This is a genomic window from Pradoshia eiseniae (genome assembly GCF_002946355.1).
In the GTDB taxonomy this organism is placed as follows: Bacteria; Bacillota; Bacilli; order Bacillales; family Pradoshiaceae; genus Pradoshia; species Pradoshia eiseniae.
In genome coordinates, this window is record NZ_PKOZ01000006.1 from 143,320 (window position 1) to 156,940 (window position 13,621).

At 42.2% G+C, this 13,621-nt stretch carries 12 protein-coding genes; 5 read left to right on the forward strand and 7 right to left on the reverse strand.

What is annotated here, in order from left to right; genetic code table 11:
* Positions 1 to 64 precede the first annotated feature (64 nt).
* On the forward strand, positions 65 to 1,288 hold the full coding sequence (locus CYL18_RS11825; RefSeq protein ID WP_104849718.1) for an MFS transporter: 1,224 nt from the start codon (positions 65 to 67) through the stop codon (positions 1,286 to 1,288).
* A 149-nt stretch (positions 1,289 to 1,437) separates the two neighbouring features.
* Entirely contained in the window at positions 1,438 to 2,388 is a 951-nt protein-coding gene (locus tag CYL18_RS11830) for an NADP-dependent oxidoreductase (RefSeq protein WP_330847592.1), read from the forward strand.
* Between the two features lie 85 nt (positions 2,389 to 2,473).
* On the opposite strand, the gene CYL18_RS11835 is transcribed toward CYL18_RS11830, so the two are convergent.
* From CYL18_RS11835 to CYL18_RS11845, 3 genes are all read right to left on the reverse strand, one after another.
* Positions 2,474 to 4,012 (reverse strand): solute symporter family protein, encoded by a 1,539-nt coding sequence (locus tag CYL18_RS11835; protein WP_104849719.1) that lies wholly within the window; start codon positions 4,010 to 4,012, stop codon positions 2,474 to 2,476.
* Positions 4,009 to 4,353, reverse strand: coding sequence for a DUF485 domain-containing protein (locus tag CYL18_RS11840; protein ID WP_104849720.1), 345 nt, complete (start codon positions 4,351 to 4,353; stop codon positions 4,009 to 4,011). Before CYL18_RS11840 ends, CYL18_RS11835 begins: the two co-directional genes overlap by 4 nt.
* Before the next feature lie 165 nt (positions 4,354 to 4,518).
* A complete protein-coding gene (locus tag CYL18_RS11845) occupies positions 4,519 to 5,865 on the reverse strand; it encodes a murein hydrolase activator EnvC family protein (protein WP_104849721.1) in 1,347 nt (448 codons plus the stop codon).
* 742 nt (positions 5,866 to 6,607) lie between these two features.
* Here CYL18_RS11845 and CYL18_RS11850 point away from each other — a divergent pair.
* A complete protein-coding gene (locus CYL18_RS11850) occupies positions 6,608 to 7,603 on the forward strand; it encodes an NADPH:quinone oxidoreductase family protein (protein WP_407984534.1) in 996 nt (331 codons plus the stop codon).
* 47 nt (positions 7,604 to 7,650) lie between these two features.
* On the opposite strand, the gene ku is transcribed toward CYL18_RS11850, so the two are convergent.
* The 3 genes from ku to CYL18_RS11865 are packed head-to-tail and all read right to left on the reverse strand — an operon-like array spanning position 7,651 to position 10,673.
* Entirely contained in the window at positions 7,651 to 8,478 is an 828-nt protein-coding gene (gene ku, locus CYL18_RS11855) for a non-homologous end joining protein Ku (protein WP_104849792.1), read from the reverse strand.
* Positions 8,479 to 8,529: 51 nt separating this feature from the next.
* A complete protein-coding gene (gene ligD, locus CYL18_RS11860) occupies positions 8,530 to 9,729 on the reverse strand; it encodes a non-homologous end-joining DNA ligase (protein WP_104849723.1) in 1,200 nt (399 codons plus the stop codon).
* Positions 9,729 to 10,673: an ATP-dependent DNA ligase gene (locus CYL18_RS11865; RefSeq protein WP_161497133.1), complete on the reverse strand. Its 945-nt coding sequence runs from the start codon at positions 10,671 to 10,673 to the stop codon at positions 9,729 to 9,731. Before CYL18_RS11865 ends, ligD begins: the two co-directional genes overlap by 1 nt.
* Before the next feature lie 121 nt (positions 10,674 to 10,794).
* On the opposite strand from CYL18_RS11865, the gene CYL18_RS11870 reads away from it, so the two are divergent.
* Positions 10,795 to 11,055, forward strand: a complete 261-nt coding sequence (locus tag CYL18_RS11870) for a hypothetical protein (protein ID WP_104849725.1) — start codon at positions 10,795 to 10,797, stop codon at positions 11,053 to 11,055.
* Positions 11,056 to 11,149: 94 nt separating this feature from the next.
* On the opposite strand, the gene CYL18_RS11875 is transcribed toward CYL18_RS11870, so the two are convergent.
* The gene (locus tag CYL18_RS11875; protein WP_104849726.1) at positions 11,150 to 11,938 is read right to left on the reverse strand and encodes an SDR family oxidoreductase; all 789 of its coding nucleotides are present in this window, start codon (positions 11,936 to 11,938) and stop codon (positions 11,150 to 11,152) included.
* A 191-nt stretch (positions 11,939 to 12,129) separates the two neighbouring features.
* On the opposite strand from CYL18_RS11875, the gene CYL18_RS11880 reads away from it, so the two are divergent.
* Positions 12,130 to 13,191 (forward strand): AI-2E family transporter, encoded by a 1,062-nt coding sequence (locus CYL18_RS11880; RefSeq protein WP_104849727.1) that lies wholly within the window; start codon positions 12,130 to 12,132, stop codon positions 13,189 to 13,191.
* Positions 13,192 to 13,621: the final 430 nt, after the last annotated feature.

Here is a 13,621-nt window from a genome sequence, read left to right on the forward strand (position 1 = left end):
CTTTCTTGATTTAAAGGCAAATTAAAAAAGCAACGATAAGAAAGAATGAGACGAGGGTGTAATTATGAGTTCTAAATCTGATAAGTCTAAAGTAAGCGTTTGGTGTCTTGCAAGCATTTCTGCAGTTCCGCTTATTATGACGCTGGGCAATTCCATGTTAATTCCTGTCCTTCCCATATTGGAGAAAAAGGTATCCATCTCCTCATTTCAGTCCAGCCTGATTATCACAAGTTATTCGGTCGCCTCTATTTTGCTTATCCCGATAGCCGGATATCTCTCTGACAGGTTCGGGCGAAAGATGATTTTATTGCCAAGCCTGGCTATCACCTTCATCGGGGGCCTTATATCAGGCTTTGCTTCTTGGAAGATGGGAAACCCTTATATGACGATTATCATCGGAAGAATCATTCAAGGCATTGGTTCTGCCGGCGCTTTTCCCATTATCCTGCCTTTGGTCGGCGACTTATACAAGGACGATGATGATGCAAGCGCTTGTTTAGGGATTGTTGAAACATCCAATACGTTTGGAAAAGTACTGAGCCCTATTCTCGGTGCCGCTCTTGCTTTATGGATATGGTATATTCCATTCTTCTCGATTTCTTTTTTCAGCTTGATTAGCTTCTTAATGGTCCTCTTTTTTATCAAAGTGCCTAAAAAGAAGGGTGAGCCGACAAAGCTTCATGACTTTTTGCAGGAAGTCAAAAAAATCTTTCACACAGACGGAAAATGGCTCTACTGCGTTTTTATCACCGGAGCATTCATTATGTTAATTCTATTTGCTGTTCAGTTTTATTTATCAAACATTCTGGAATCCAGATATGATATCCATAATATTAAAAAAGGGCTCGTATTAGCTATTCCCTTGTTCTTTTTATGCGTGGCATCCTTCATTACAGGGAAGAAAATCAAGGATAATATTAAAGCCATGAAAATATTGATTATATGCTCTCTTCTAATAGCAGCCGCTTGCATTGCCTTCACCTCGCATCTGGACAATCTTTTTTGGCTGATTGGGATATTATCCATTTTCGGAGCAGGACTGGGGGCCATTCTGCCATCTTTGGATGCACTCATAACTGAAAACATTGAAAAGGAACAAAGGGGAACCATTACGTCCTTTTATAGCTCCGCCCGGTTCTTCGGCGTTGCTGTCGGTCCTCCTCTCATGTCTTTTTTTATGAAGAAAAATGAATCATATCTTTTTTACTCCTTTAGCGCCCTGGCCATTTTGCTCCTAATCCTCATCGCTAAATGCATCAATGCTAAGTCTGCAGAAAGTAGCAGCTGAATTTGAAATTGCTCTGTCTTATACGAGGCAGGGCATTTTCCTTTGTTGTTATCTCAGGAAGGAATCGTCTAGATATGATTACTCTCTCCATAAAAGGGAATGAAGGAATAAGAGGATTTTTCCTCGCATTACCAACGAGGAGGGAATGTATGCAGAAAAATATGATGAAGGCTGTTGTCATTGAAACTTATGGAGGAGTATCAGAGTTAAAGGAAAAGGTAGTGGAAAAGCCTGCCCTGCTTGATAACCAAGTGCTCGTGGAAGTGAAGGCTGCTTCTGTCAATCCGATAGACTGGAAGCTGCGGGAAGGATACCTCCAAGAACGCTATGACTTTGAATTCCCTATCATTCTTGGTTGGGATGTTGCCGGGATTGTGACAGAAGTCGGAAAACATGTTCAAGAATTTCAAGTAGGAGATCGTGTTTTTGCCCGTCCCGAACTGACACGCTACGGTACATATGCAGAATATACCGTTGTCGATGAGCTATTGCTTGCAAGAATTCCAGATAACATCTCCTTTGAGGAAGCTGCCTCCGTTCCGCTTGCAGGCCTTACGGCTTATCAAGCATTATTTGATGTTCTAGAGATTATGGAGGGACAAAAAGTGCTAATTCATGCAGGAGCAGGCGGAGTCGGCACTTATGCCATACAGTTAGCGAAACTAAAGGGTGCTTATGTGGCGACTACTGCCAGCAAAAAGAACCACAGCTATTTAACTTCACTTGGTGCTGATCAATGCATTGATTATAAATCCGAATCATTTGAACAAATATTAAATGAGTATGACGCAGTATTTGATACAGTAGGAGGCGAGACTCTCTCTAACAGCATGAAGGTGCTGCATAAAGGCGGCAAGATTGTCTCCATTGTGGAGCCCCCATCTGAACAAGAGGCGCAGCGTTATGGAATCAGGGAGGAATATCACTGGCTTATCCCGCGCGGGGATCAATTACAAGAGCTGGCCAGCCTGCTGGAACAAGGCAGATTAAAGCCCGCCCAGCTTGAGAAATTCCCCTTCACCGAAAACGGTGTCAGAAATGCCCAAGAGCTTAGCGAATCAGGCCATACAAAAGGAAAAATTGTCATCAAGATGGGCTAACACTATTTCTTGGGAAATCATACAAACTAAAAAATGGAGTGGAACCAAATTTGGTTCCACTCCATTTTATTTTATTGGCTGTTTATTAGCGATGAATGGTGTCCATCCCTGTATTTGACTTAACCAAAATCTCATCAAACTTCGCCTCATCCACCTTCTGGCGTGATAAGATGGTTCCTAAATATCCCGCAATAAAGCCTAATGGTATGGACACAAGGCCTGGTGTTGTGAGCGGGAAGAGTGCCTCACCAGTCAAGATGGCTGAACCATCCGGACTGAATACATTCGGGCTGATGATGACCAATCCGACAGAGGAAATCAGCCCGACGACCATCGCACTAATCGCACCGTTTGTGTTGAATTTCTTCCAATAGATCGTATAGAGAATAACCGGTAAATTGGCGCTTGCTGCAACCGCAAACGCGAGCGAGACAAGGAAGGCAACATTAAGGTTTTGTGCAACCAAGGCTAGCAGGATTGAGATAACTGATACACCAATGGATGCATAACGCGCCATCTTTACCTGTTCTTTTTCGCCTGCCTTTCCTTTACGGAGAATCTCATTATAGAAATCATGCGCAAATGCAGAGGCACCCGTAAGAACCAATCCAGCTACAACAGCCAGGATAGTTGCGAAAGCGACGGCAGATACAAAGGCAAATAGCATATTACCGCCAAGCGCCTGGGCTAATAGTGGTGCTGCCATATTCCCTGCTGCATTGGCTGAGACGATATCTGTTGTACCAACAAAGGCTGCTGCTCCGAAACCTAAGAATATTGTCATGACATAGAAGGCGCCGATAATCCATGTTGCCACAACAACCGAGCTTCTTGCTGCTTTAGCATCCTTAACCGTAAAAAATCGGACTAAGATATGAGGCAAGCCTGCTGTCCCTAAAACAAGGCCCATTGTGAGCGACAATGTATCAAGCCCTTCCGTATATTTAACACCAGGATTTAGAAATGTCTCTTTCAGCGGAGTGGCTGTGCTCATATATTCAAACATATAAGGGATACTGAAATTAAACTTCGCTAAAACAATGACAGAAATGATGAAAGTCCCGGCCATCAAAAGAAGTGCTTTCACGATTTGGACCCAGCTTGTCGCATGCATTCCACCAAAGATGACGTACACTGTCATCAGGGTACCGACAATTAAGACCGATGTCGTATATTCAATCCCTAACAATAATTTTATAAGTGCACCAGCCCCAACTAATTGGGCAATCATATAGAAGATAGAGATAGAAAGCGTATTAAAGGCAGCAAATCCCCTAATTTTTTTTGTATCAAAGCGGGCTGCCAGCATATCTGCAAGCGTATATTTACCAAGATTCCGAAGAGGTTCTGCAACTAGATAAAGAACAACTAAATATGCAACCAAAAACCCGATGCTGTAGAAGAACCCGTCGAAGCCGGCAAGTGCTATCGAACCTGCGATACCAAGAAAGGATGCAGCCGACATATAATCGCCGGCAATGGCCAGACCATTCTGCCAGCCGGTCAGACCACTGCCCGCAGTATAAAACTCACTAGCATTGCCCGTTCGTTTGGAAGCCCAATAAGTAATCAATAACGTCACCAATACGATTCCAAGAAACATTGTAAAGGCAGCTACATTCATTTAGAAGTACCCCCTTTACGCATTTGGAGAATTCTATCGGTTAAGCGGTCAAACTCACCGGCCTTTTTCGAGTAAATCATGCATAAAGCCCATGTCATGATAAATTGAGCGAAGGCAAACACCCATGCCCAGGTAATGTTTCCATAGAAAGAATTATTAAGTACAGTCGAATACGAGGTCAAAAGTGGCAAAGCAAAGTAAAAAATCAAGAAAAACAACGTCATAGGAATGATGAATCGCGTCTTAACATGCATAAGCTTTTGAAAATCTGCTGATTGTACAATAGCCGTATAATTCGTTCGGCTGCTGTCCTCCTTATAATTCGGACTCTTTTCTCCCATTTATCCGTCTCCTTTCCCGTTACCCGCTGGGTAAGCGTTTCCAATTTACAGAATATTTATATTATTTGGCACAAACAAATTATACAACAATGGGATAATTAGGTAAACAAGTATTTTTCTGTAATATCAGTATAAGAAAAAGGGCCCATAGGCCCTTTCTTTTGGCTAGAAATATTTACGCGGATCAACAGCGTTTGATTTGCTGATATTCCAAGGTCCTTCATGAAGCTCAAAGTGCAAATGCTGGCCAAACGAATTTCCTGTATTTCCCATCACACCAATCTGCTGGCCCTTCTTAACAGTTTGTCCGTTACTTGCCATACGTGAGCTCAAATGTGCATAGACAGTCGTATACTGCTTGCCATTGATGTAATGCGTAATAAAGATAGCATTCCCATAGGAGGATGAGAAATAAGACCTGGAAACTACCCCGTCTGCTGCTGCGACAATAGGTACATTCCCAGAGGCTGCAATATCAATTCCGTTATGATTTTTCCCCCATCTTCCGCCATAACCGGAAGAATAATAACCGGCAGAAGGTTTCATGAAGCTGCCGGATGAACCGCTGCTTGCTGGAGCAGGGGCAGCCTTAGGCGCTGACACTGAGCTTGATGAGCCAGAGCTTTTACTTGAGCTTGTGCTTGGAGCAGATTGCTTCTTCGCTTCTGCTGCCCGCTGTTTAGCCAGCTCGTCTTGACGCTTCTTCTCAGCTTGCTTCTGTCTGGCAATCTCTGCTTGACGTGCTTGCTCTTGTGCGATGGCTTTCTTAATAGCTGCTTCTTGACCGGCTAGGATGTCTGCTTCTTCTTCCATTCCGATTTTTTCTTTTTCAAGATGCTTTTGTTCCTTTTTCAATTGCTTCATGAGCTGGTTTTTCTCTTTTTTCTGTTGTTCCTGCTTGGCCTTCATTTTTTTCACTTCAGCCATCATGGACTCTAAGTCGCTTAACTTCTTCTCAACGGAAGTCTTCTTTTCTTCTAATTCTTTCTTATCACGCTCTTGTTCAGCGATCAAATCTTGGTCTGCATCCATAATAGCCGATACAGCACTTAACCGCTCAACAAATTCGCCGAAGTCACTCGCTCCAAGCACGACCTCGAGATAATTCTTATTCCCGCCAGTCACCTGATATGAACGGGCTCGTTCCTTTAGTAGTTCATTTCGCTTTTCAATCTTATCTTCCAGTACTTTTATTTCTTTCTTCAATTCTTCAATTTGTTCTTTCGTCTTCGTAATCTTAGTATTTAGCTCATTGATTTTGTTCTCAGTTTCCTTCATTTGTTTTTCAAGCTTCTGAAGCTGCAAGGCTAAATCGGCTTGTTTGCCCTTCACTTTATCGATGGATTTCTCGGCATCCTTAATATTTGAATGGACCTTCGAACGGTTTTCTTCAATTTGACTTTCCTTCTTCTTTAGTTCTGATATAGATTCGGCTGAAGCATACCCAGCTGAAAACATTGAACCTGCGCCAATAGCTACGGCCATATTAAGTGCAATAAACGATTTCTTCACAATGAATGATCCCCTTTCAATTTAAAGCCACGACTCTTTCTCTCTATCTCACTTAAATCTCTTCTATATTTAGCGAGAGGATTATAATAGAATTACGGACTTGAATAAAATCTATCAATTATGTATTGATACTCCAATTCGACCATTATCTACAAAAACTTCCAATAAGTTCATTTCTTGGTACGGAACTAATTATATCAATCATTAATTTCATTTCCACTATATAAACATTACAGTTGTATTTCATGGATTTTTTTGTCTGTAAAATAATTAATATTATGTTGAATTATGTAGTTAATTTACTACTATATTCATAGAAACAATGAATATACGAACTTTATTTAGTTCATTAATCCCATAACTTTCAGCTTATAAAAAGATTAGAAAAATCGGCAACGACAAAAGTAAATAAATTCTGACAAATATAATTTTACTCTACATAAACCAGATCCTCTATTTAAAAGGTTTTTTTACTCATTTTAAAATCACAAAAATACCATAATAATTCAGCGAGATATCATAATGATTTCAGTCCCAATAAATAAAGGGTAAATATTTTCCGTATTCACAGTTCAGGTTTCTTTTTGGATAAGGAATCTCCATTATTCGACTTAATCCCTCCTCATTAGCAGGTTAGTGAAGAGAGTTATCTTTTCTATCCACTTGGTATTACATCTAGTGAAGAAAGGGTATCTTCTATATACTAGGTATACAATCCAGTTCTGAAAGGAGAAATCTATTGATGGCTAAATTTAATGCCCTTGTTGTAAATAAAGAGGACGAAGAATTTTCTGTGAATGTCAAAGAACTCTCCATCGATGACCTGCCTGAGGGAGAGGTTCTTATCAAGGTCAAGTATTCGGGTGTAAACTATAAGGACAGCCTGGCGACAATTCCAAATGGAAACATTGTACGTACATACCCCTTCGTTCCCGGCATTGACCTGGCCGGAGTGGTCATGTCTTCCGATGACTCCCGCTTCAAGGAAGGCGACGAGGTTATCGCGACAAGCTATGAAATTGGCGTCTCCCATTATGGGGGCTATAGCGAATATGCCCGCATTCCAGCAAAATGGATTGTTCCGCTGCCAGAGGGACTCTCTTTAAAAGAAGCGATGGTCATGGGGACTGCCGGCTTCACCGCAGCCCTTTCTGTTCAAAGACTTCTCGAGAGCGGTGTCACTCCTGAAAGCGGAAAGGCTCTCGTTACTGGAGCAACCGGGGGAGTCGGAAGCTTTGCGGTTTCCATACTTGCCAATCTTGGCTTCACTGTTGAGGCAAGCACGGGTAAAGAATCCGAAGCCGGCTTTTTAACTGAGCTTGGTGCTTCCGCAATCATCTCCCGTGAAGAAGTGTTTGACGGAAAGATACGGGCATTAGGGAAGCAGAAATGGGCAGCTGCTGTTGACCCAGTCGGCGGGGAGCCACTGGCCTCTTTATTAAGCCAAATTCAATATGGGGGTTCTGTTGCCGTCAGCGGATTGACAGCTGGAACAAAGCTTCCCGCAACTGTCTTCCCGTTCATTTTGCGCGGGGTCAATCTGCTTGGAATTGATTCTGTTTATTGTCCAATGGAAACAAGACTATCCGTATGGAAACGGCTGGCGACAGATTTCAAGCCTGATAATCTTGATGTCTTCATACAACAGGAAGTTACGCTTCAAGAGCTACCAGACTTCCTATCCATCCCGCTAGAAGGCAAAGCAAAGGGCCGGATTCTTGTGAAATGTGAGAGTTAATTGAGTGAAAAAATGGAAGTCTGCCGGCAAGACAGACTTCCATTTTCTTATGAGGTTTCCCTTTTCTTGCGAGGGGCTCGTTTACGTGCAGGTTTTGCTTGCGGCTTCGTTTGATCGATGGAAGCTTGGAGGGCAGCCATCAAATCAACAACATTGGATTTTTGCGCCTTAGCTGCAGCAGGAGTAACCGTTTGCTCTGCCTTTTTGCGTTCAATCAGCTCTAATAGAGCAGAGCGATATTCATCATGATATTTGCTCGGCTCAAACTCAGTTGTTAATTGATCGATAAGCAATATGGCTGTATCCAGTTCTTTTGGGACAACCTCTTCTACGACAGGAATATTGGGTACATCTGATGCTTTTCGGACTTCACTAGGAAAATGGATGGTTTCCATCAACAAAGTCTGCTCATACACACGAACAACCGCCATTGATTCCTTCGCGCGAATGGTAATTTTCGCTAGACCTACCTTGCCAGAGTCCTTAAGCGCTCTTCTTAATAAGGTATAGGCCTTCACTCCGCCCTCATTCGGCGAGATATAGTAGCTCTTCTCAAAATAAATAGGATCAATCTCTTCTATCTTGACGAAATCAATGATTTCAACTGCCTTCTCTTCCAGCTCCTTCTTGATAGATTGCAGCTCCTCTTCATCTAGCACGACAAACTTCCCTTTTACATATTCGTATGCCTTTACGATATCCTCCTGCGGCACTTCCTCCCCGCATACCGAGCATACTTTTTTGTATTGAATCGGGGCATGACACTTATTATGTAATGTGCGAAGAGGCAAGTCTTGATTCTCCGTAGCAGCATGAAGCTTGATTGGAATACTGACAAGACCAAAGCTGATGGTCCCCTTCCAGATTGTATGCATAAGAACACCTTCTCTTTTTGCCATTATCATGTCCAAAACCATACCGTTTCATCATCTTGCTTTTAAGATAGCAATCAATTCTTTGATTTGGCTTCCCTGTTGGACAGCGAAATACCCCTCAAATGGATCCATGCCTCTCTCTACTCTTCTTTGGACTTCTTCCATCAAAAAATCGCCCGTGTTGATTCCCCGCTGAACTTCCTGCCAGTATAAGGGAACGGCAATTCCTGGCTCCTCTGTTTCACGGGGCGAGTAGGGGCAAATGATGGTCTTTTTGAAATCATGCTGGATATAGTCCACATATAATCGGCCTCCACGGTTCTTCTTCAAACGCTCTACGGTAAACTGAGCAGGGAATTGCTCCACTAGATAGAACGCAATGAATTCCGTAAATACCCGTGTTTCTTCATAAGAAAGAATGTCATCGTTCAGGGGCAAATGAACCTGAATTCCTTTACGCCCAGACAATTTCACGAAAGAATGGAGATTAAAGCGGTCGAACAGCGTTTTCATTTCGAGGGCTGCTTCTACGGCAAGACTTAAATCCCCAAGTGAGGGAGGGTCAAGATCAAAAATTATTTCTCTCGGGAAAGTTGAATCAACGGTATTAAATGGGATATGAAATTCAATGGCCGCTTGATTCCCAAGCCAAAGTAATGTTTGGCCATTCTCACAGATGATATGGATATCGCTTCCTTCTCTAGCCTTTCGGACAAAGTGTGGAGCATGCATGGGGGCAGATTTTTGATAAAATCCGCTTGCACCAACTCCCTCAGGATAACGCTTAACCGTGAGCAGTCTCCCCGAAAGAAACGGCAGCATTTTGTCTTTTATTGTAATCAAATACTCCATGTACCGCTCCTTTGTAACACCATGACTTGACCATATTTCCTTATGGGGATTGGTCAGCTCAAGCGATTCATATTGGGCAAGAAAGAGATTGACCCATGTACAGGCTTGCCAGTCATGGGTCAAGAGCAGCCTCTCAAACCGAGGGTTGAGCACATCCCCCTCCTGTAAAGCACTGAAGCTAATTTCCACGCAAATGCCAGGCGGAACATCCAAGCTTTCTGCTTCCTCTCCTGCCCCTCTCTCGATTAAAAGCTTTAAAAGAGCTTCCTTCTCCTCTTTCTTGAACCGCTCCTTCACGACCGCAATGGTAATGACTTCTTGCCCTTTTAGAACGGCAACCTCAGCAAGTCCTGTCCTCCTGTCTAATTTGCGCAGAAATGTTGCAGCATAATATCTCATCAGCGCTCCCCTTTCTCAAACCGGCACTCAAGCGGTTTCCGTTCTACAAAAGAATCGAGTACTGGCTGACGCAGAGTCTTGGATGCGGTCCATTCGAGGAATTGGATTTTCACCGTGTATATTGGGCTTAACCACTGGCAATCCCTAGCCTCTTTATGCGGGTGGTCATATGGGCTATTCGGTTGTTCAGCCCGTTCAAGATACTCTTGAATTGTCTGCCATTCCTTGTCGCTGTACCGGCCTCTTCCAGCTTTGCCGATGTAATAAAGCTTATTGTCCTCTCCATATAAGCCCAGCAGGAGAGAACGGATTCTGGTGCCTTGTTTGATGAACCCGCATACAACGGCAATCACATCCAGGTAATTCTTGATTTTTTGCCAGCGGGGGTCCTTACCGCCAGGCAAATAGCATGAGTTCAAATCCTTGCAGACAATTCCCTCAAGGCCTTGTTCCTTCACGGCCCGCAGCAAACCATCTCCCTCATCGAAATTCTCCGTTATACGTATATGCTCTGTTTCTTTGATGATTGACCGAAGCATCTGCTGCCTCTCATGCAGGGGCTTGTCCATCAGTGAAAGACCGTTCATATACAGGCAATCAAACACCATATAAATAATTGGAACCTCATCTCTCATAAGCTCAATAGCTTCCTTCCCCCTTAGACGGTCCCGTTTCATGACCTCGTGAAACGATGGCTTCCCGTTCACAAGGGCGATGACCTCTCCATCAAGGATGAAGCTGTCTTCTTTTGAATAACTTTTTGTTTCGACTAGCTCAGGATATTGGAGTGTCCGGTTATTTAAATGACGATTAATAACCTCTGTCTCAGCACCTGATTTATAGACAAGAATCCTCACCCCATCCCATTTCACCTGGAACGCCCAATCTCCTTCAACAGGAATATGGGAAGCCGAGATAGGCTCAAAAGGAATCAGCGGGTCCATAGAACCTCCTCCTTTTATCATATTCCTGTTAGTATGGTGATTTAATTGGGGGATTATTTTTTGTTTTACACAGCCAAAAGCATGTAATATTATGGAAAGAAAGTGACTGGAGGAATTAACCTTGAAAGCAGTTCTTCAATCCATATATTTATCAGCCATTATAAACCTTCTTTATTTCTTTGGAGAATTGGCCACTGGCATTGTGCAAACTGTTTTCTATCAACCCAATTTACCCGAAACAAATGATGTATATTTTCTCCAACAATCAATCGCCTTCGGCTATACAGGTAACCTTGCAGCTTTCAGTATAAGAATGGGTCTTGGAGCCCTGCTAATCTTTATCCTTCTGAAAATATTAGAAAAAAGGAGAATTGCCAAATAAGCAAATAACTGGCCAAAGCTAAAAAGGACTTCACAATCAGCGAAGTCCTTTTATCTATTCATATAGTCTGCCTGGTTTATCATCCCAGTCTATATTAAAGCAATGATTCCGTTCCATCTATATAAATTTCTGTACCGGATATATGGCTCGACTCATCTGAAGCAAGGAAAGAAACGAGGCTTGCCACTTGTTCTGGCTGCCCAGGACCTTTGGCGAGAGGCTGCATGCCTTCCGGATATTCGATCGGTATCTCAATTTCCTTCACACTCTCATTTTTTTCAGTCGAAAGATCTATATTAGTCTCGATAGCACCTGGACAGATGGCATTTACCCGAATTTTGTAGCGGGCAAGCTCTAACGCCGCCATCTTCATAAAGCCAATCTGCGCTGCTTTTGATGTACTGTAGGCTGCCATGCCAAACCCTGCAAACCGTCTATTTCCATTAATGGAGCTTGTAATGATTATGCTGCCGCCGTTTTCTTTCATATGCGGGATGGAATACTTCACGAACAGAAAAGTACTTCGGAGATTAGTTTCTATCGTTCTGTCCCAATCAGATACATCTAGATGTTCAATGGAGGACAACGTACCATTAATACCTGCATTGCAAAAGAGGACATCTAGTCTGCCGTACTTCTTGACGATATCATCGATAGCTGCTTCAATCTGCCGTTCTTCTCTGATATCCACCTCATGTATGCATGCACCGCCGCCGCTATTTTCAATATCTGAGCGAACCTTATCCGCACCGGTATAATTGATGTCCAATAAGCACACGTGAATACCGCTCTCAGCCAATCTTTTCGCTGTTGCGGCCCCAATACCAGAACCGCCACCAGTCACAATCGCTACTTTTTCACTTCTTTGTTCTTTAAGCCCCATCATAACATCCCCCCATCATTGTATATACTTATTTATCCAATTGGCATAAATCTAAAACGTACCAAATATTTGTTTAACGGCGAATGACTTTGTTCCCTTAAATATTTTTATTGCTTCCCCTTATAAAGCAAGCTTCTTACAGGTATAATTGAAGTAGCTTGGAAATGAGCCGAAAGGAGTATCAGCCGTCAATGTATTCAATCAATCAGCTAGTAAAAAGCAAAGGGTTTATCCGCTTTCTAACCTTTTTAATACTCATAATACTCTTTTATGCTCTAAGAGATATGATCAATTTGATATTATTCACCTTTATTTTCATCTTTCTAATGGGCGGATTAGAGCGTTTTATCTCCGCATCATTGAAGAAAACGCTTAAAATTAAGATAAGTCCCCAAGTGATTATTATCATATTATATTCTGTTTTAATCTCTTCCATGGTTATGGTTATCTATAAGTACATACCTATAATCACCATGCAGCTGACACAATTAGTGAGTGCTTTAATTGAATTCTATAAGAACCCGCCAGATAATCGTGCAATTGAAGTTATTATTAGCGCCATGAACAAGCTAGTTTCTCCCACTGATATCGAACAAAACGCAAGTGCCGTTTATACATATGCCGCTGATATCGGCAAGGTCAGCTTGCAGCTATTTATATCTATTTTATTAAGCCTGTTCTTCCTATTAGAGAAAGAAAGAATCGGCCGTTTCACAAGTACGTTCAAAGACAGCAAGCTAGGAACGATTTTCAGGGAACTTCAGCATTTAGGAAATGTGTTTGTCAATTCCTTCGGAAAGGTGATTGAAGTGCAGTTCTTGATTGCCTCCGTTAATGCTGTATTATCGCTAATCATTCTATATTTCTTAGGATTCCCCCAATTACTTGGGCTCGGAATCATGATTTTTCTGCTTGGTTTAATTCCAGTAGCAGGCGTCATCATCTCTTTAGTACCGCTATGCACGATTGCTTACCAAATCGGCGGCGGCATGCATGTCCTATATGTCATTATCTTAATAGCAGCCATTCATGCGCTAGAGAGCTATATCTTAAATCCTAAATTTATGTCTGCCAAAACACACTTGCCAACGTTTTATACCTTTCTTGTCCTCGTGCTTTCGGAGCATTTCCTCGGCATTTGGGGCTTGATTCTCGGGATACCGATCTTTATCTTCGTACTTGATATGCTGGAGGTTCCAAGTATCAGCGGCTCTGATCCAAAGAAAACTGATAATAATCCTGTCATTGAATGAAGATAAGTTTTAAACAAGGGAGATAGAATGTTTAACCACATTCTATCTCCCTTGATTTTTTTACTAATCCTAGTCAAAAATGTCGCTCCTCTTTCTCTCCTCACAGAAAAGCTCCTTTTCTCCCTTTATACCAATTGGATATTTAAAGTGAATTGTATCGTTAAGTATGGAGGTTACAGATAATTGAAACTATTTTCAGCATTATAATTGGAATTTATTATCCTGTTTATGGGATTTTTGGTCATGTCATTAAGAAAAAAGCCCTTGTCTTAATGAACATCATTTTGTGGATGCAGGTTTTCAGGGGATGAAAAAAATAGTCTCTCGTATTTTAGGGACTATTTTAATAGCCGCTGGATTTCTCATTATCCTTTAGCCATTCGCCCTACCGATTAAGAAGAATATATAAAAAACCATGGCAAAAACGCCA